Below are 18,987 nucleotides of genomic sequence, written 5' to 3' on the forward strand. Positions count from 1 at the left end.
ATCGCGGGTTCCTGCGAGCGACTTTTCAATTTCGTTGAGACGCGGGCTGATGTCCTCGAATTCCGGCAGCGGGGTGCTGGGCTTGGAAAGATGAGCCGACAGGCCGGCAACCTGTGCTTCCAGGCTGCGGATCAGCGCCGGATCGATGCCGGCGACCTGTGCGGCCGACGCGTCCAGCCGGCTTGAAATGTCTTCGAGCCGGCTCTCCAGTCCGCGGATCGCCGCTTCGCCCGCGGGATCGGGCACACGCGTTTCAAGGCGCTTGGCGAGCGCCGTAAAGCGGGCATCGATGGCTTCCATGATGCCGACGCTGTCGACCTGCGGCATGCGCTGGTCGAGCCTGTCAGCAACCTCGTCCAGCCTGCGCTCGAGATCGCGGAACAGCATGTTGCCCTGCTCGATGGCGTCACCCTGGCGGCGTTCCATCATGCTCGACAGCACGTCGAAGCGTTGCTCCAGCCCATGGAAGATGTAGTCGGCGTCAGGCATGGCGGGTGCCTGGTCGATCTTGTCGGCGATGAATGCGATCTGCTTGGCCAGGCGCTCCATCGCCTGCTCCGGCAGATTGGCGCGGCCGGCGAGTTCGTCGACCCGGCCCGACAGCGTGCTCAACCGATCCATGACCGCGTTGCCGGGACGATCCTGCGCCACTTCCTCGATCTGGCCGGCAAGCGAGTCGATCCGTCTCTCTATGCGCTCGAAAGCCTCGTGGTCGAATGAATTGGCTTGCGCGGCGACCGTCGATGCCACGATGGCGCGGGAAATCTCGTCCAGCCGCTCGTCGATCATGCCAAGCGTGTCGCTGCCGCGATTGTCTTGCTGGCTGGCGAAATGGTCGACAGCGCCGGCAAGCGTGCGCACCTTCTCCTCCAGCGAGCGCAGCGACAACGATTCCGGCAAATTGTTGACGGCATTGCTGATCTGCTCGAGCCGGGCGGTGAGAGCAGACAGGCCCGGGTCGTCCGAGCGCTTGCGCTGGTCGGCGTCGACGCGGTCTTCGAACGCCGTCCAGCGGCGATCGAAATCGTCCCAGCGGCGGTCGACCTTCTGCACGCTCTCTTCGCGTGCCAGCGTTTCGAGTGCGGCTTTGACCTGTTCGAGCTCGAGGCGCAGCATGTTGACGCTTCTGTCGTCGCTCTTCTCGGCCAGGGTCTGGATGGCGCCCGAAAGACGCTCGAACTCAAGGCCGAGTTCAGCACTGCCCTTGGCCGAAGCACCGGGCCTTGCGCCTGACTGGAAGGCCCGCTCGATGTCCTTGCGCAGCGCTTCGAATTCCCGCTGCAGGCCTGCGGTCATCTGGTGGCGCAATTCCTCGCGCATGCCGCGCAATTCGCCGGCGATCTTGCCGACCATGGCAACGCCATCCTCCTGGCCGCGCACGCGATCGATATCGCGGGCAATGGCCTGGTAATTCTGCTCGAAAGCGGCGGCTCCCTGCATCGGGCTCTTCGGACGCGACGCGGGCTGCGGGTCCTCATACCAGCGCTGCTGGCCAGAGGGCCGGGCGGCGGGGTAGCGCGCATCGGCACCATATTGGCGGGGATCGGGTTGGCGGAGTTCGGGACGTGCCATCGGATCCTCGCGCGTCCGCTCCAGCCGCTGCTCCAGTGTCTCCAGCGACTGGTTCAACTGATCGAGCGTGGTCTGCGGCCTGCGCTGCCTGCCGGCATTGAGTGTATCGAGATAGGACCGCTTGCTGTTCATCGGTGCGTCCGTCTTTCAGAATGGCTGGCTCGCGGCCAGTTCCCCCAGGTCCCTATCGGAACGAAGGCGACCGGCGGCGATGCCGCGGCGGAAGACGAGCTTCCCGGGCTCTCGCCCGCGCTCCGAAAAACCGTGAAAAATTCGATACAGGATAAACACGGGTAGCCGACGCGCCCACATTTCCCCCAACGTGGTAAACAACGCGTTAACCAAACTTAAGAAATCGAAAGGATGTTGGCTGCCGGCCTGACGGTGCGGCATAAAGGGCGGGGCGCAGAACGCCCTTGCGTCATCCTGCGGCAATCGGTATAGAATTGACGTAAACGTAAAAGGCGCATTGAGCGCATGTTTGCGATTTGTTTGTTGAAACCACGACTGGAAGCAGGCCCCCGCTTCCAGTCAGGCGACGCACGGTCCAGGACCGCGACGCCACCAGACGGGGAAAGCCAGTGACCATGAAGCTTATCTCGGCCGGCGAGACCGCGGCCAATACCAATATGTCTGCCGAAGCCGGCGAGGACCTCGTCCGCATCGGCGAGATGGCGAAGAAATATGGAGTGACGCTGCGCACGCTGCGTTTCTACGAAGACAAGGGCCTGCTCAACCCGCAGCGCGACGGTTCGACCCGTCTCTACACGCGCCGCGACAAGGCCCGCCTCAAGCTGATCCTGCTTGGCCGCAAGGTCGGATTCTCGCTGCGCGACGTCAAGCAGATGATGGATCTCTACGATCCCACCGGTTCAAACACCAAGCAGCTCAAGCTTGCGCTGGACAAGTCGGAAAAGCAGCTTGCCCGCCTGCAGAAGCAACGGGCGCTGATCGACGACGCCATCAACGAGCTCAGCGGCTCGATGTCGGCGGTGCGCCAGATGCTGAGCGAGCGTTCGGCGCCGCAGGCGAGCGCCGCCAGCTGAAGCAATTCCGTCAGGAATTGCGCCAGACACCAAGTCGTCTGCTGATTGTCCGAGTTCTGTCTAGCCGCGTGGCCTGCCACGCGGCTTTTCGTTGTCCTGGCCCACTCTTATGGCCTTTCGGCGCTGGCTTGCGCAACGTCGCGCCGCTACGCTCATTGCTCCAGGGGGCGGGGAATCTTGTCGCATCGAGAAAATTGACGTTTACGCAAACGTCAATTTTTGCTATCCCGCTCCCAATATGGGTCCGCATGCCGCCCTGGCTTGTCTTCGGGGCATTCGGACCGGGTTTGCAGGGTGGAGAAAAAGCATGCCGACATACAGGGCTCCGGTTCAGGATACGCTGTTCGTGCTCAACGAGGTTCTGGGTTATCAGCGTTATTCGAACCTTCCCGGATTTGCCGACGCCACGCCCGATGTGCTCGAGGCGATCCTCGCCGAAGGCGCCAAGCTCGCCGAAAACGTCATGCATCCGCTGAACCGTGTCGGCGACATGGAAGGCTGTGTGCGTCACGACGATGGCTCGGTGACCACGCCGAAAGGCTTCAGGGAGGCCTTCGACCAGTACCGCGAGGGCGGCTGGATGGGATTGGCCGCACCCGTCGAGTTCGGCGGCCAGGGCCTGCCCTATGCCGTGCACACCGCCGTCGCCGAATATATGGTCTCGGCCAATATGTCCTTGATGATGTATCCGGGCCTGACGCAGGGCGCGATCGCGGCAATCATCACCCACGGCACCGACGAGCAGAAGGCGACATGGTTGCCGAGGATGATCGAGGGTGCCTGGACCGGCACCATGAACCTGACCGAGCCGCATTGCGGCACGGATCTCGGCCTGTTGCGGACCAAAGCGGTGCCGAACGGCGATGGCACCTATAAGATTTCAGGCCAGAAGATCTTCATCTCGGCCGGCGAACACGACATGTCGGACAACATCGTCCATCTGGTGCTGGCCCGCATCGAGGGTGCGCCGGAAGGCGTCAAGGGCATCTCGCTGTTCATCGTGCCGAAGCTCAAGCTCGACCCGTCGGGCAATCCGGGCAACAGGAACACCGTCTCCTGCGGCTCGATCGAGGAGAAGATGGGCATCCACGGCAATTCGACCTGCGTCATGAACTATGACGAGGCTGAGGGCACGCTGCTCGGCGAGCCCAATGGCGGCCTGAAGGCGATGTTCACGATGATGAACGAGGCGCGCCTCGGTGTCGGCCTGCAGGGGTTGTCGCTGTCGGAGATCGCCTATCAGAACGCTGTCGGCTACGCCAAGGACCGTTTGCAGGGCCGCTCATTGTCTGGACCGAAGGCGCCGGACAAGAAGGCCGATCCGATCATCGTCCATCCCGACATCCGCCGCAGCCTGATGACCATGAAAGCCTTCAACGAGGCCGGCCGCGCGCTGGCGCTGTGGACGGCGATCAAGTCCGACATCGCCCACCGCTCCGGCGACGACAAGGATCGCCAGGCCGCCGACGACTACACCGGCCTGATGACACCGGTGGTCAAGGGCGTGCTCACCGACAAAGGGTTCGACCACGCCGTCATGGCGCAGCAGGTGTTCGGCGGTCACGGTTATATCGAAGAGCACGGCATGAGCCAGTTCGTGCGCGATGCCCGCATCGCCATGATCTATGAAGGCGCCAATGGCATCCAGGCGCTCGACCTCGTCGGCCGCAAGCTTGGTTTGCATGGCGGCCGCGCCGTGCAGGCCTTCTTCAAGGAGGTCGGCGAATTCTGCGAGGAGAACCGCGCTAACGAGAAGATGGCGCCGTTCACCAAGGCGTTGAAGAAAGGTCTCAACGATTTGCAGGCTGCGACCATGTGGCTGGTGCAGAACGGCATGGCCAAGCCCGATAATGCGGGTGCCGCCTCGACCGACTACATGCATCTCTTCGGCCTGGTCGCTCTGGGCTATATGTGGGCGCAGATGGCCAAGGTGGCACTTGGCAAGACGGACGCCAATGGCGCGCAATCCTTCTACGACAACAAGATCGTGACGGGGCGCTTCTTCATGGAGCGGATCATGCCGGAGACATCGGCGCATCTCGCCCGCATTTCGAGCGGCGCTGACACATTGATGGCACTGCCGGCGGAAGCGTTCTAAGCTCGACCTCACTGGCCTTTCTGTCTGTCGATACGCGGAGGAAATCGTGGCGACAAATCCCGCCGAAGTGCTCTCTTTGCCGAAGCCCGCCTGGGCGGCGGACGAGGTCGGCATGCTCTACGACATGGCGCATCGCTTCATGTCGGAGGAGATCGCGCCGCGCTACGACGAGTTCGAGAAGAACGAGATGGTCGATCGCGAAAGCTGGCTGAAGGCAGGTTCCGCCGGCCTGCTCTGCGCTTCTATGCCGGAGGAATATGGCGGCTCCGGCGGCACCTTCGCGCATGAGAGCGCCATCATCGAGGCCATTGGCCATGTCGGCGTCGACGGGTTCGGCATCGGCCTGCACAATTCGATCGTCGCCCCTTATATCCTCCACTACGGCTCCGAGGATCAGAAAAAGAAATGGCTGCCGAAGCTGGCGACCGGCGAGCTGATCGGCGCCATCGCCATGACCGAGCCCGGCGCCGGTTCCGATCTGCAGGGCGTCAAGACGCGAGCGCAGAAGGATGGCAACCAATACAAGATCAATGGTTCCAAGACCTTCATCACCAACGGCCAGCTTGCGAACTTCATCATCGTCGTCACCAAGACCGATCCGGAGAAGGGGGCCAAGGGAACCTCGCTGATCGTCGTCGAGACCGACGAGGTGGAAGGTTTCCAGCGCGGCCGTAACCTCGACAAGATCGGGCTCAAGGCCAACGACACGTCGGAGCTGTTCTTCAACGACATGCGCGTGCCGACCTCCAACCTGCTCGGCCACGAGGAAGGTCAGGGCTTCGTCCAGTTGATGCAGCAACTGCCGCAGGAGCGGCTGCAGATCGGCACGGGCGCCATCGCCATGATCGAGCGGGCGCTGGCGCTGACCATCGACTACGTCAAGGAGCGCAAGGCGTTCGGCAAGGCGATCATCGATTTCCAGAACACCCAGTTCAAGCTGGCCGAACTCAAGACCGAGGCCACCATCGGCCGCGTCTTCTACAATGATTGCGTCGCCCGCCACATCGCGGGCGGTCTCGATCCCGTGACAGCGTCGATGGCCAAGTACTGGCTCAGCGACCTGCAGGGAAAAGTCGTCGACGAATGCCTTCAACTGCATGGCGGCTATGGCTACATGAATGAATACCCGATCGCCCGCATGTTCCGCGACGCCCGCGTCCAGCGCATCTACGGCGGCACCAACGAGATCATGAAATTGCTGATCGGACGCTCTCTCTGAAGGCGACATCAGGCAAACCCAAGGAGCAAGCAAATGGCTGAAGCTTATGTCTATGACGCCGTGCGCACACCGCGCGGCAAGGGCAAGAAAGACGGATCGCTGCACGAGGTGCCGGCGGTGCGGCTTGCCGCCAAGACGCTCGAGGCGCTGCGCGACCGCAATGGGCTGGACACTGCAAACGTCGACGACATCATCTTCGGCTGCGTCGATCCGGTCGGCGAGGCGGGTTCGGTCATTCCGCGCGCCGCCGCCTTCGAGGCCGGCTACGACACCAAGGCGCCCGGCATGCAGATCTCACGCTTCTGCGCTTCCGGGCTCGACGCCATCAATTTCGGTGCCGCCAAGATCGCGCAGGGAGCGGACGAGATCGTCATTGCCGGCGGTGTCGAATCGATGTCGCGCGTCGGCATGGGCGCCTCGGGCGGTGCCTGGTTCATGGATCCTTCGGTCGGCCTGCCCGGCTGGTTCGTGCCGCAAGGCATCTCGGCCGACCTGATCGCCACCAAATACGGCTTCAGAAGAGACGACGTCGACGCCTATGCGGTCGAGAGCCAGAAGCGCGCCGCCAAATCCTGGGCGGATGGCCGCTTCAAGAAATCCGTAATCCCGATCAAGGACCAGAACGGCCTGACCATCCTCGACCATGACGAGCATATGCGCCCGTCGACCGACATGCAGTCGCTGGCCTCGCTCAACCCGTCCTTCGTCATGCCCGGCGAAATGGGCGGCTTCGATGCGGTCGCGGTGCAGAAGCATCCCGAAGTGGAAGAGGTCAACCACGTCCATCATGCCGGCAATTCGTCCGGCATCGTCGATGGTGCGGCGGCCGTGCTGCTCGGTTCGAAGAAGGCCGGCAAGGCGATGGGGCTGAAGCCCCGCGCGCGTATCCGCACCTTCGCCAACATCGGCTCCGAGCCTGTGCTGATGCTGACCGGTCCGGTCGACGTCACCGAGAAGCTGTTGAAGCGCGCCAAGATGAAGCTCTCGGACATCGACCTGTTCGAGCTCAACGAAGCCTTCGCTTCGGTGGTGCTGCGCTACATGCAGGCTTTCGACATTCCGCATGACAAGATCAACGTCAATGGCGGTGCCATCGCCATGGGTCATCCGCTCGGCGCCACCGGCGCGATGATCTTCGGCACGGTGCTGGACGAACTCGAGCGGCGCGATCTCAACACCGCTCTGGTGACGCTGTGCATCGGCGCCGGCATGGGCACCGCAACCATCATCGAACGCGTCTGACGGGGAGAGAAACGATGAGCTACACCAATTTCGCCCTCGACACCGACGCCGACGGCATTGCGCTGGTCACCTGGGACATGCCCGGCCGTTCGATGAACGTCTTCACCGAAGAGGCGATGCGGGAATTGAACGCCATTGTCGACAAGGTGGCTGGTGACGCCGCCATCAAGGGCGCCGTGATCACCTCCGGCAAGGATACCTTCTCCGGCGGTGCAGATATCTCTTTGCTGCAGAAGATGCTGACGACCTTCGCCGCGGAAAAGGGCAAGGACGCCGAAAAGGCGACCAAGGCGCTGTTCGACAATGCCGGCATGATGACCGGCCTGTTCCGCAAGCTGGAAACTTGCGGAAAGCCGTGGGTGTCGGCGATCAACGGCACCTGCATGGGCGGCGCCTTCGAATTGTCGCTCGCCTGCCACGGCCGTGTCGCCGCCGATAGCGACAAGGTGAAGATGGCGCTTCCCGAGGTGAAGATCGGCATCTTCCCGGGCGCCGGCGGCACCCAGCGCGTGCCGCGGCTGACCGATCAGCAGCAGGCGTTGCAGATGCTGACCTCCGGCCAGACGCTGTCGCCGCAGAAGGCCAAGTCGATGGGCCTGATCCATGAGATCGCCGAGCCGGCCAGGTTGGTCGAGACCGCCAAGGCGATGATCAGGAATGGGCTGAAGCCGGTGGCGCCATGGGACGAGAAAGGTTTCAAGCTGCCAGGCGGCCAGATCTATTCGCCGGCCGGTTTCAATCTGTGGCCGCCGGCGATCGCCATCCTGCGCCGCGAGACTTATGGTAACTATCCGGCCGCCGCCGCGATCCTCAAATGCGTCTATGAAGGCCTGCTGGTGCCGTTCGACACCGCCTTGCGCATCGAGCAGCGCTATTTCACCGAGATCATGCAGACCAGGGAAGCGGCGGCGATGATCCGCTCGCTGTTTGTGTCGCTGCAGGAACTGAACAAGGGCGCCCGCCGCCCGGCCGGCGTGCCCGAAACCAAGTTCAAGAAGATCGGCATTCTCGGCGCCGGCTTCATGGGCGCCGGCATCGCCTATGTCACCGCCAAGGCCGGCATCCCGGTGGTGCTGCTCGACCGTGATCTGGAGTCGGCCGCCAAGGGCAAGGCGCATTCCGACAGCCTGGTCTCGGATCAGGTCAAGAAGGGCCGCGCCAAGCCGGAGGACAAGGACAAACTGCTGTCGCTGATCACGCCGACGGCGGACTACGCCGACCTTGCCGGCTGCGATCTGGTGGTCGAGGCGGTGTTCGAGGATTCGGGCGTCAAGAAGAGCGCCACCGAACAGGCGGAAGCCGTGTTGAAGCCATCGGCGATCTTCGCGTCGAACACCTCCACCATCCCGATCTCGTCGCTGGCCAAGAATTCGGCGCGGCCGAAGAATTTCATCGGCATCCATTTCTTCTCGCCGGTCGACAAGATGATGCTGGTCGAGATCATTTTGGGCAAGAAGACCGGCGACAAGGCGCTGGCCACCGCGATCGACTTCGTTCGCGCCATCAAGAAGACGCCGATCGTCGTCAACGACACGCGCGGCTTCTACGTCAACCGCTGCGTGCTGCGCTACATGTCGGAAGCCTACAAGATGCTGATCGAAGGTGTGCCCGCGCCGATGATCGAGAACGCGGCGGAGGCAGCCGGCATGCCGGTCGGCCCCCTGGCACTGACCGACGAAACGGCCATCGACCTTGCCCAGAAGATCATGAAGCAGACCATCAGGGATTTGGGCGACAAGGCGGTCGATCCCAAGCAGATGGCGCTGATCAACACCATGGTCGACGATCACGGCCGCTTCGGCCGCAAGAATGGCAAGGGTTTTTACGATTATCCGGCAAAGCCCGCCAAGAAGAAGCTGTGGCCGGGCCTCAAGGCGCTCTATCCGCAGCTTGCGCCCGAGAAGGTCGATTATGAGGAGCTGCAGCAGCGGCTTCTGGTCACCATCGCGCTGGAAGCGGCACGGGTGATGGAAGAAGGCATCGTCACCGACCCGCGCGAGGCCGATGTCGGCTCGATCCTCGCCTTCGGCTTCGCGCCCTATACCGGCGGTGCGCTGTCCTACATCGACGGCATCGGCGCCAAGGCGTTCGTCAAGATCGCCAGAAACCTGCAGAAGAAATACGGCGCCGAGTTCAAGGCGCCCAAGCTGCTGCTCGACATGGCCGAGAAGGGTGAGAGATTCTATCAGCGCTTCGATCCCTATGCGAAAGGCGAGACCAGGAAAGCGGCGTGAGTAAGCCTTGCACTGTGGACAAGATGGCGGTCCGGGGTTAGAACAGGGAAGGTATTTTTTCCTGTTCAAAGGAGAGCGACACATGCTCTCGCATGACCGTGTCTGGGCTGCCATTGATGCTCTTGCCGAGCGCTATTCGCTTTCGGCCTCGGGGCTGGCCAAGCGTGCGGGGCTCGATTCCACCGCCTTCAACAAGTCGAAGCGCCTGTCGTCGGATGGCCGGCCGCGCTGGCCCTCGACCGAATCACTGGCAAAGATCATGGAGGCAACGGGCGCCTCCCTCGACGAATTCACCGGTTTGATTGAAGGTCGGGCCGGGGCCAGCCATGCGGCTTCGGTCGCCCGCCGAAGCTCCGTGCCGCTGCTCGGCTTTGCCCAGGCCGGCGCCGGCGGCTTCTTCGACGATGCCGGCTTTCCAGCCGGGCAGGGCTGGGATCTGATCGAACTGCCGACGCAATCGACCGAGAGTTCCTATGCTTTGCAGGTGCAGGGCGATTCCATGCTGCCGCTCTACCGCAATGGCGACGTCCTCATCGTCGAACCGGGCGCCGTTACCCGCAAGGGCGATCGCGTCGTCGTCAAGACCACATCAGGCGAAGTGATGGCCAAGGTGCTCGAGCGCCAGACCGTCAGGTCGATTGCGCTGGTCTCGCTCAATCCCGATCATCCCGACCGCGATATTCCCATGCGCGATGTCGAATGGGTGGCGCGGATTGTCTGGGCAAGCCAATAGGTTAAGCTGGTGCGGCTTCTCCATCACGCGCTGGCGGTTCTGATGGTCCCTGTGATGGCAGCCATCGTCGTCACTGGCGGTCGCACTCTGAAAGGTAGTGAAAGCGTCATCACCGTGGACCAGCTTGATCCGGGCGCCGATGCGATGGCGCAGCAGGCTGCCGGGACGCTGCCCGAGGAGCCGGCTACATCGGCCATTGCAGCTCCGCAGCCGCCGAAGCCGGCGACGCATTCGAGGGCGATCGATCCCGAAATCGTCGCGCCGCCGGAACTGCCCGCCGACGGGCTTGAACGGATCGAGCCGCGCGAGCCGCTGAGCAAACTCGCGCTGGCCGTGCCGCCCAAGCCGAAAATGCCTGACGACTGGAACGGCACAAAGCTGTTCCAGCCGGTTGCGCCGGCCGCCGGCTTGATCGAGGCGAAGGGCTACTCGGTCGCGGTTTCCGGCATCGACATCGTCAGGCAGGACGAGATTTGCAGCGAGGACGGCAAGTCCTGGCCGTGCGGTGTCCGGGCGAGGACAGCGTTCCGCGCCTTCCTGCGCGGCCGCGCGGTGGTCTGCACGGTGCCGCCGCAGGGCGGCCGCGACCTGATCGCAGCCGAGTGCCGGATCGGCAAGCAGGATGTCGGTCAGTGGCTGGTCGAAAATGGCTGGGCGCGCGCCGCCAAGGGCGGCCCCTATGTCGAGGCCGGCGACAAGGCGCGCACGGGCAGGAAGGGCATTTTCGGATCGGCGCCTGATCTGTCCGGCATGCCGGCGATGCCGGCCGCGCCAGGCCCGGCACCTCAGGCGCCGGGTTCGATCCTGGAAGAGGTCGACGGCGTGCTCAAGCCAGCTGACCAGCCAGCGCCCGCTCAATGAGCGCACGCGTCTCGGCAACGCCGTAGAGTGCTGCGAACGAGCCGAAGCGCGGGCCGCGCTCCTGGCCGATCAGCACCTGGTAGATCATCTGGAAGAAGGCGCCCGATACGCCGGGGCCGCCTTCCGGGCTCTGCTTGGAATGATCCTGATAGCGCTCGATCCTGCGTGCGACGTTGAGCGAGGCGTTCTGGATCGCTTCGCCGCTGGCGTCCGCCGGCAGCGCGCCAAGTGCTTCGTCGAGCGCTGCCAGCGCTTCGCGCTCGACCTCGTCGGCGGGCCGGAAGGTTTTCGTCGGCTTCACGAAATCGTCGAAATAGCGGATCGCATGGCCGACCAGCCGGTCGAGCTCTGGATGCGTCGCCGGCGTCACGCCTTGCGTATGACGTGAAATGAATCCCCACAGCACATCCTTGTTCTGCGCGTTGGAAGCGCTGACCAGATTGAGCAGCAGAGAGAACGGCACCGGCATGTCGATCGCGGGCGGGTTGCCGTCATGCATATGCCAGACCGGGTTGCCCAGCCGCTCCTTCCAGTCCTGGCGGGGATAGGCGGCGAGGAACGTGTAGTATTCATCCACGGCCCGCGGGATGACGTCGAAATACAGCTTCTTGGCCTGCCGCGGCCGTTGGTACATGTAGAGCCCGAGGCTTTCGGTCGGCGCATAGGTCAGCCACTCGTCGATGGTCAGCCCGTTGCCCTTCGACTTCGAGATCTTCTGGCCATTCTCGTCGAGGAACAGTTCGTAGACGAAATGCTCCGGCGCCCGTCCGCCCAGAATGTTGCAGATACGGTCGTAGACCACCGCATTGGTCTGGTGGTCCTTGCCGAACATTTCGAAATCGACGCCAAGCGCTGCCCAGCGCATGCCGAAATCCGGCTTCCACTGCAGCTTCACGCGGCCGCCGGTGATCGAAAGCGTGGTCTCGGTGCCCTCGTCGTCGAAGGTGATGGTGCCGGCTTTGGCGTCGACATGCTTCATGGGCACGTAAAGCACGCGGCCGCTCTTCGGCGAGATCGGCAGGAACGGGCTGTAGGTCGCCTGCCGCTCGGGCCCGAGCGTCGGCAGCATCACCGCCATGATCTGCTCATAGCGCTCGGCAGCGCGCTTGAGCATCGCGTCGAAACGGCCGGCCTTGTAGTATTGCGTCGCGCTGGCGAACTCGTAGTCGAAGCCGAACGTGTCGAGGAAGCGGCAGAGCATCGCATTGTTGTGGTCGGCGAAGCTCGCATAGTCGCCGCCGAAGGGGTTGGGGACCGACGATAGCGGCTTGTGCAGATGCGGCTCGAGTGCGGCGCGGTCCGGCACGCTGTCGGGTATCTTGCGCATGCCGTCCATATCGTCGGAAAAGCACAGCAGCTTGGTCGCGACCTTGTCCTGCGTCAGGACACGGAAGGCATGGCGCACCATCGAGGTGCGCGCCACCTCGCCGAACGTGCCGATATGCGGCAGGCCGGACGGCCCGTAGCCGGTCTCGAACAGGACTGTTTGCGGAAAGTCGGCGCCTTTGTAGCGCTCGATGATCTTTTTGGCTTCCTCGAACGGCCACGCCTTGCTTTCGGTCGCGGCCGCCAGCAGCTCGGGGTTGAGATCGATGATGTTTGATCCCGCCATGTCACAGTTTTCCAAATCATCTGCCGGCCCGAAGGCGGGCCGCAGCAAGGGTTTTTCAACCGGTCTCTAGGCGTGCAGCGCCGGAGCGTCAACGCGTGCGGCGCTTTTTCCTTGCGGTGCAGAACGGGCGTTCCTAACTTCGAGGCCCGGTTCAAGGAGAAAAAATTGCCGACACCTCATGAAGCCCTGATCTATCTGATGGTCATCACCTCGGCCTCCGACCGCGACATGACCGATGTTGAACTGGCGCGGATCGGCGAGGTCGTCCGCTCCTGGCCGGTGTTCGAGGACTTCAACCACGACAGGCTGGTCGGCGTCGCCCAGGACTGCCAGAAGCGCCTGCACGAAAAGGATGGGCTGGAGGGCGTGCTGGCCGAAGTCGCCGAGGTCTTGCCCGAGCGGCTGCGCGACACCGCCTATGCCGCCGCCTTCGAGGTTGCCGCCGTCGACCTCGAAATGCGCATGGAAGAGGTGCGGGTGCTGCAGCTGATCCGGCGTCAGCTCGATCTCGACACGCTGACGGTTGCTGCCATCGGCCGCGCGGCCAAGGCGCGGCTGCGTACCCTGACCTGAAAGTCCTTGGCTTTAGAAAAAACTGACGGGGAAATAGCGCAGATAAAATTCGGCGAACGTGCCTTTCATTGAAATTTCCTGCAGCGCGTAGTCGATCGCTGCGGCCAGCGCCGGATTGTCCGCCTTGGTGGCGATGGCCATGCCAGTGCCCAGATATTCGGGCGCCAGATAGGGCCCGCCGGCAAAGCGGCAGCAGCCCGCCGCGTCCGAGCCGCCCAGCCAGAAAGCCAGGCGCATGCCGTCGCCGAAGGCGGCGTCGACCTTGCCGGCCTTGAGATCGGCATACAGTTCTTCCGGCCTGTCGAAAGGGACGACCTGGACCGTGTTGAAATAGTCGCGCAGCATGCGCTCATGCGCCGAGCCTGATATCACGCCGACACGCTTGCCGTGCAGTTTGTCAAAGACGGGCTCGGTCAGCGCCTTGCCCTTCGGCATGATGAAGCGCGCCGGAAACTGCAGATAGGAGCGTGAGAAGGCGTAGGTCGCGCGCGATTCCGGTGTGGCGGCGATGCCGGCGATGATCGCCTCGCCTTCGCCTTTCCGCAGTGCGCCTTCCAGCTCGGCCCAGGGCAGGGCCTGGATCTGGCATTTTTCGACAATGCCAAGCTCGGCGCAGATCGCGCGTGCCAGATCGATGTGGAAGCCGGACAGCTTTCCCGCACCGTCGAGGAAGTTGAAAGGCGGGAAGTCCGTGGTGGTGAGGAATCTCAGCCGGGGCAGCTTCGAAAGGTCTGGCTTGGGCAGCCGCTCCTTGGCATCCCACAGCACCGGAACCTGAGGCGCCGCGGCGCGCGCACCGTCGGCGAACGACAGCAACCCGATCAGCATCGCAAAGGCGAAGGACCTCCACCGGAACGCCAAGATAAAACTCCGCCACAGTCGTGCTCGCACCGGTTTTGGTACGAAAATGGTACAGGCACAATGGTTTTTGATTTCAACACGCCGATTTCAGGATATGATTTAGCCGGTTTGCAAATCAGCTTCGGTCGCCTCGATGAGAGGGAGCCACAAAATAAGTATGCGATTTGCAATCCGTGGTCGGTGGCGAAGTGTAGATCAGGCACGCATCATTGGCCGCAATGCACAAGGCAACATGGGGTTGATGTTGCGATGGGTCAGTTCGATCGCACGCTGGAATACATAGACCAACTGCAGCACGCCGCAACGGCGGCGGCGGTCTGCGAAAGGCTGCTGGGCATAACATCGGATTTCGGTCTCACCGCACTGATGGCGGGAACCGTCCCGCAGCCAGGCACGCCGGCCGGCCAGCAAAAGCAGCATGTGCTTCTCTGCGATTGGCCTGGCGAGTGGCTGGAGCGCTATGTCGCGCGCAACTATGTCGATCATGACCCGGTCGTCAGCCATATGAAACAGTTGCAGGCGCCCTTCCAGTGGCACGAAGCGTCCCAAGGCATCCGCATAGACAAGAGCAGCGGCGAGGTGATGGGCGATGCCGGCGCCTTCAAACTGCGCGATGGGTTGGCCTTTCCGCTGATCACGCTCGACGGCCAGATCGTCATGGTGTCGCTGGGCGGCGAGGCCGTGGAATTGTCCGCCGCCGAATTCGGCCAGGTGTCGCTGGTCTCGACCTACGCGGTTGGCCGCGCCATGCAACTCCACACCATGGCGAACAAGACCATCGATCATATCGTGCTGACGCCGCGCGAGCGCGAATGCCTGCAATGGGCCGCCGTCGGCAAGTCCGAATGGGAGATTTCGCAAATCCTCGGCATTTCCGAACACACCTCGGAGAAACATCTTCTTAACGCCAAAAGCAAACTAGGTGCCGTCAACAGGGTGCAGGCCGTCGCGGAAGCGATACGGCGCGGCTACATTAGTTAGGTCGGCCGTGCCGACCTGAAATCCTTGCCTACGCGATCACGCAATTTTCTCATCAAAGCACGGCCGTATCTTCCTCTGAACGCAGGAGACGGCGGAATGCTTTTTTCCCTTACAACCCAGGAATTGATGGAACGTCCCGACCTTTGGGAGGCCGTCCATCGTTTGCGCTACAAGATATTCGTCGAGGAGATGGGGTGGGATGACCTCAGGCGCCCCGATGGGCTCGAACTCGACCAGTTCGATCACGACGAGGCGGTCCATCAGATCGTCATCAGGGGCGGTGAAGTGGCGGGTTATCAGAGGATGTTGCCGACGACGCGGCCACATCTGCTGACCGAGGTCTTGACCGATCTTTCCGAAGGAACGCCGCCGTCGGGTCCAAACATCTGGGAATTGACCCGCTATGCGGTGGCTCCCGGTTTTCGCGATGGTCGTCGCGGCGTTTCGACCGTCGGCACCGAACTGATTGCCGGTTTCGTCGAGTGGGGGCTGAAGCGCGGCGTCGACAAGGTGATCATCGAGTTCGAGCCGATGTGGGTGCTGCGCGCCTTGCAACTGCATTTCCTGGCGACCCCGCTTGGCTATCAGCGCACCTATGGCAACCAGCAGGTGGTCGCCACCTTGCTGACCTTCAACGAGCACACACTCGATGTGGTGCGGTCGCGCCGCAATCATTTTGCTCCCGTGCTGGCCAGGGGATATCCCGACATGCTCGGGCAAAGGCGTGCGTCATGAGATCGGAGACAGTCATGAGCACACATCCGCAACCTGAACTTCGCAACCACACGCTGGTGGTCACCGTGTCGTCGAGTGACGGCCGGCCGGTGCTGGACAGGAGGGCCTATGAAAGCCTGGCAAGGACCTTCCATGAAGCAGCCGACAATGAGGAGGTTCGCGTCGTCGTCTTGCGCGGCCTGGCAGGCTGTTTCTGTCTGGGCGGCGACTTCTCCGAATTCCTCGACGCCACCAAGCACCAGAAACTGATCGCCGCCGTCACCGACCTGTTCCGCACGCTGGCGACGTTTCCAAAGCCCATCCTTGCCTGCGTCGATGGCGATGCCGTCGGTGTCGGCTGCACCATCCTGTTCCATTGCGACATGGTGATCGCGTCCGATGAGAGCACGTTCAGGGTGCCGTTCGTCGATTTCGGCCTGGTGCCGGATGCGGCGACCAGCATCCTGGCGCCGCAGAAGCTCGGCTACGCCGGTGCCTTCCGCTTCTTCTGCCTCGGCGACACGCTTCGCGCCGAAGATGCCAGGGCGCTCGGCCTGGTCGCGGAGATCGTGCCGGGAGGCACCGTCGAGGAGGCGGCCCTTGGTCGGGCAAGACAGCTCGTCAAGAAGCCGGTCGCCGCCCTGCTGCAGACGCGCGGCCTGCTGAAGGGGAACACCGAGGCCCTCTGCGACCGCATCGATCAGGAGATCTCGCTTTTCCAGCAGGCGCTGCAGGATGATACGACGCTGCGGCGATTGCAGCGTATCGCCAGGCTGGCGGCTTAAGCATCATGATTGCGTCGCGCGGTTCCTTGCCGCGCGACGCAAAAAAGCGTCAATCCTGTTTTCCCAGGAATGACGGCCCTTCGCCGATGATCTTCTTGTCTTCCTTGCCGATGATTTCGAGATCGCGCCCCTCATAGGGCAGAGACGACAGGATGCGCCGCATGACCGCCAGCCGCGCGCGCCGTTTGTCATTGGCCCGTACGATGATCCACGGCGCGAATTCCTTGTGGGTGCGCTCGAACATTGTGTCGCGCACCTTGGTGTAGTCGTCCCACTTGGTGATGCCTGCAACGTCGATGGGCGAAAACTTCCAGCTCTTCAGCGGGCTGTAGCGGCGGTCGTGGAAGCGCTCGAGCTGCGTTTCCCGGCCGATGTTCAGCCAGAATTTGAAGAAGTGAATCCCCTCGTTGGAGATCATCCGCTCGAAATGCGGCGTCTCGTCGAGAAACTGCTCGTGCTGCTGCGGCGTGCAGAAACCCATCACCGGCTCGACGCCGGCGCGATTGTACCAGGAGCGGTCGAAGGTGACGAATTCGCCTGAAGTCGGGAAATGGTCGACATAGCGCTGGTAGTACCATTGCCCCAGTTCGGTCGGGGTCGGTTTGGTCAGCGCCACGTTGCGTGCGGTGCGCGGATTGAGGTACTGGCGCACCACGAAGATCGTGCCGCCCTTGCCGGCGGCGTCGCGGCCCTCGAACAGCGCCATCACCCGTTTGCCGGTCGACTGCAGCCAGGCCTGCGCCTTGACCAACTCGATCTGCAGCTTCTCGAGCGTTTCGTCATACTCATCGCTTTTCATCTTCTTGTCGTAGGGATAGCCGCCGGCAGTCAGCTTGTTGTCCTCGACCCAGTCGGGAAGCACGGGGTTTTCGATATCGAACTCCCGCTCCTTGCCGCCGATCCTGATCTTCAGCGGCCCCGAAGTTGGCGCGGCGGGACTTTCCTTGGCTTTTTTCATCGAGACGAACCCTTTCCAGCTTCGGGACTCATGCTATGGGGAGCCTCCGGAACGGTCTAGTGGAAGTTTTTCCGCCACCGTGGACCGGGTGCGAAGGCATGGGGTGCGGGCCCGCGGGCAGATGGCTGACCTGGACACAGAGCAGAGAGGCATCGCGCAAACCATGGCCGCACGGCTGTGGAACAGCCGCTGGCTGCTTGCGGCCGGCGTCGTCGCGGTCGTCGCCGTTTATGCCTTGGCCGGGATTTCAGCCTATATCGTCCTCGCGGCGCTGCTGTTGCTATTTGCAGCGGCAATACTGCCGGCCGGCGGCGCGCGCCAATCCACCGGCAGCGGCGCTGCCATCGAGGCCATCGGCCTGCAGCGGCTCTCGGGTGAATATCTGGCCGCCGCCGTCGCCGATCCGCTCATCATCTTCGACCGGGCTGCCACCATCGTCCATGCCAACGCCGCCGCCTTCGCCGCTTTCGGCGGCATCGCGCCAGGCATGTCGCTGTCGCTGAAATTCCGGGCGCCGGAAATGCAGGCTCTGCTGGATGGCGTGCTATCGGGCGATGTCGCCTCCGATGTCGTCGACTACATGGAGAAGCTGCCGGTCGAACGGGCTTACCGGGTGAGCGTGTCCTCGGTCGGTCATGCCACCGATCTCTATGTGCTGGTGTTCAAGGACCAGAGCGAAACGCGCAGGATCGACCGCATGCGCGCCGACTTCATCGCCAATGCCAGCCACGAACTGCGCACCCCGCTTGCTTCCATCGCCGGCTTTATCGAAACGCTGCGCGGACCAGCCCGCAACGACGCGGCGGCGCGCGACCAGTTTCTGCAGATCATGCAGAGCCAGACCGGCCGCATGGCGCGTCTGATCGACGATTTGTTGTCGCTGTCGCGGCTCGAGATGAAACCCTATCTGAAGCCGGGAACCGAGGTGGACCTGCGTCAGACCGTCGACAGCGTCATCGACTCGCTCGGACCGCTGGCCAGCGAAAACGCCGTTGCCATCGAGCGGCGCTACGCCGATGGACCGCTTCATGTGCCTGGCGATCGCGATGAGCTTTTCCAGGTTTTCGAGAACCTCCTGGAAAACGCCTGCAAATATGGGCAGTCGGGTGGGCGCGTGGTTGTATCCATAGCGCATAGCGAGGCCGGATCAGAGCCGGGCATCGACGTCACGATCAGGGACTTTGGCCCTGGCATTCCCGAGGAGCACATTCCGCGCATTACCGAGCGCTTCTACCGCGTCGATGTCGAGACCAGCCGGACCCAGAAAGGCACCGGCCTCGGCCTGTCGATCGTCAAGCATATCCTGACGCGCCACAACGCCCGGCTTTCGATCAAGTCCGAAGTCGGCAACGGCGCGGCATTCTCGGTTCATTTGCCGGCGCACTGATATCGCCCTAATTCAAGGGCACTGTTTCTTTTTTCTGTCATCCGGCTAGCGTATCAGCGGGGATTCGAGGAAACGACTCAAAATCAAAACACCCCGTGGGAAGGCATTTGC

The 18,987-nt window shown here is 62.8% G+C and carries 15 protein-coding genes and 1 pseudogene; 12 read left to right on the plus strand and 4 right to left on the minus strand.

Going from position 1 to position 18,987, the window contains the following annotated elements:
* A pseudogene (locus EN949_RS06805) lies at positions 1–1,704 on the minus strand (peptidoglycan-binding protein); the annotation flags it as partial.
* Positions 1,705–2,159: 455 nt separating this feature from the next.
* On the opposite strand from EN949_RS06805, the gene EN949_RS06810 reads away from it, so the two are divergent.
* From EN949_RS06810 to EN949_RS06840, 7 genes are all read left to right on the plus strand, one after another.
* On the plus strand, positions 2,160–2,618 hold the full coding sequence (locus tag EN949_RS06810; RefSeq protein WP_013533661.1) for a MerR family DNA-binding transcriptional regulator: 459 nt from the start codon (positions 2,160–2,162) through the stop codon (positions 2,616–2,618).
* Positions 2,619–2,925: 307 nt separating this feature from the next.
* On the plus strand, positions 2,926–4,716 hold the full coding sequence (locus tag EN949_RS06815) for an acyl-CoA dehydrogenase (RefSeq protein WP_013533660.1): 1,791 nt from the start codon (positions 2,926–2,928) through the stop codon (positions 4,714–4,716).
* 46 nt (positions 4,717–4,762) lie between these two features.
* Positions 4,763–5,935: an acyl-CoA dehydrogenase family protein gene (locus EN949_RS06820; protein ID WP_013533659.1), complete on the plus strand. Its 1,173-nt coding sequence runs from the start codon at positions 4,763–4,765 to the stop codon at positions 5,933–5,935.
* Between the two features lie 33 nt (positions 5,936–5,968).
* Positions 5,969–7,177, plus strand: a complete 1,209-nt coding sequence (locus EN949_RS06825) for an acetyl-CoA C-acetyltransferase (RefSeq protein WP_013533658.1) — start codon at positions 5,969–5,971, stop codon at positions 7,175–7,177.
* Between the two features lie 14 nt (positions 7,178–7,191).
* Complete coding sequence (locus EN949_RS06830; RefSeq protein WP_127371432.1) at positions 7,192–9,411, plus strand: 3-hydroxyacyl-CoA dehydrogenase NAD-binding domain-containing protein; 2,220 nt, start codon at positions 7,192–7,194, stop codon at positions 9,409–9,411.
* Between the two features lie 82 nt (positions 9,412–9,493).
* A complete protein-coding gene (locus EN949_RS06835; RefSeq protein WP_013533656.1) occupies positions 9,494–10,144 on the plus strand; it encodes a helix-turn-helix transcriptional regulator in 651 nt (216 codons plus the stop codon).
* A gap of 9 nt (positions 10,145–10,153) precedes the next feature.
* Complete coding sequence (locus tag EN949_RS06840; protein WP_348629878.1) at positions 10,154–11,005, plus strand: thermonuclease family protein; 852 nt, start codon at positions 10,154–10,156, stop codon at positions 11,003–11,005.
* On the opposite strand, the gene EN949_RS06845 is transcribed toward EN949_RS06840, so the two are convergent.
* Positions 10,971–12,617, minus strand: a complete 1,647-nt coding sequence (locus EN949_RS06845; protein ID WP_063170009.1) for a lysine--tRNA ligase — start codon at positions 12,615–12,617, stop codon at positions 10,971–10,973. The genes EN949_RS06840 and EN949_RS06845 overlap by 35 nt on opposite strands.
* 165 nt (positions 12,618–12,782) lie before the next feature.
* Here EN949_RS06845 and EN949_RS06850 point away from each other — a divergent pair, with 165 nt between their 5' ends.
* Positions 12,783–13,190 carry a tellurite resistance TerB family protein gene (locus EN949_RS06850; protein ID WP_013533653.1) on the plus strand — a complete coding sequence of 136 codons (408 nt, stop codon included), beginning with the start codon at positions 12,783–12,785 and terminating at the stop codon, positions 13,188–13,190.
* 12 nt (positions 13,191–13,202) lie between these two features.
* Here EN949_RS06850 and EN949_RS06855 read toward each other — a convergent pair whose 3' ends face one another.
* Positions 13,203–14,051, minus strand: coding sequence for a transporter substrate-binding domain-containing protein (locus tag EN949_RS06855; protein WP_063170010.1), 849 nt, complete (start codon positions 14,049–14,051; stop codon positions 13,203–13,205).
* 249 nt (positions 14,052–14,300) lie between these two features.
* Between EN949_RS06855 and EN949_RS06860 the strand changes: the two genes are divergently transcribed.
* The 3 genes from EN949_RS06860 (at position 14,301) to EN949_RS06870 (ending at position 16,531) form a co-directional block, all read left to right on the plus strand.
* Positions 14,301–15,032 carry a LuxR family transcriptional regulator gene (locus tag EN949_RS06860; RefSeq protein ID WP_024503165.1) on the plus strand — a complete coding sequence of 244 codons (732 nt, stop codon included), beginning with the start codon at positions 14,301–14,303 and terminating at the stop codon, positions 15,030–15,032.
* Between the two features lie 96 nt (positions 15,033–15,128).
* Positions 15,129–15,767 carry an acyl-homoserine-lactone synthase gene (locus EN949_RS06865; RefSeq protein ID WP_013533650.1) on the plus strand — a complete coding sequence of 213 codons (639 nt, stop codon included), beginning with the start codon at positions 15,129–15,131 and terminating at the stop codon, positions 15,765–15,767.
* A gap of 14 nt (positions 15,768–15,781) precedes the next feature.
* Positions 15,782–16,531 (plus strand): enoyl-CoA hydratase-related protein, encoded by a 750-nt coding sequence (locus tag EN949_RS06870; protein ID WP_013533649.1) that lies wholly within the window; start codon positions 15,782–15,784, stop codon positions 16,529–16,531.
* A gap of 49 nt (positions 16,532–16,580) precedes the next feature.
* On the opposite strand, the gene ppk2 is transcribed toward EN949_RS06870, so the two are convergent.
* The gene (ppk2, locus tag EN949_RS06875) at positions 16,581–17,489 is read right to left on the minus strand and encodes a polyphosphate kinase 2 (RefSeq protein WP_013533648.1); all 909 of its coding nucleotides are present in this window, start codon (positions 17,487–17,489) and stop codon (positions 16,581–16,583) included.
* Between the two features lie 121 nt (positions 17,490–17,610).
* Between ppk2 and EN949_RS06880 the strand changes: the two genes are divergently transcribed.
* Positions 17,611–18,876: an ATP-binding protein gene (locus EN949_RS06880; protein WP_164753417.1), complete on the plus strand. Its 1,266-nt coding sequence runs from the start codon at positions 17,611–17,613 to the stop codon at positions 18,874–18,876.
* Positions 18,877–18,987 lie beyond the last annotated feature (111 nt).

The sequence above is a fragment of the Mesorhizobium sp. M7A.F.Ca.US.007.01.2.1 genome, assembly GCF_003998165.1.
In the GTDB taxonomy this organism is placed as follows: Bacteria; Pseudomonadota; Alphaproteobacteria; order Rhizobiales; family Rhizobiaceae; genus Mesorhizobium; species Mesorhizobium ciceri.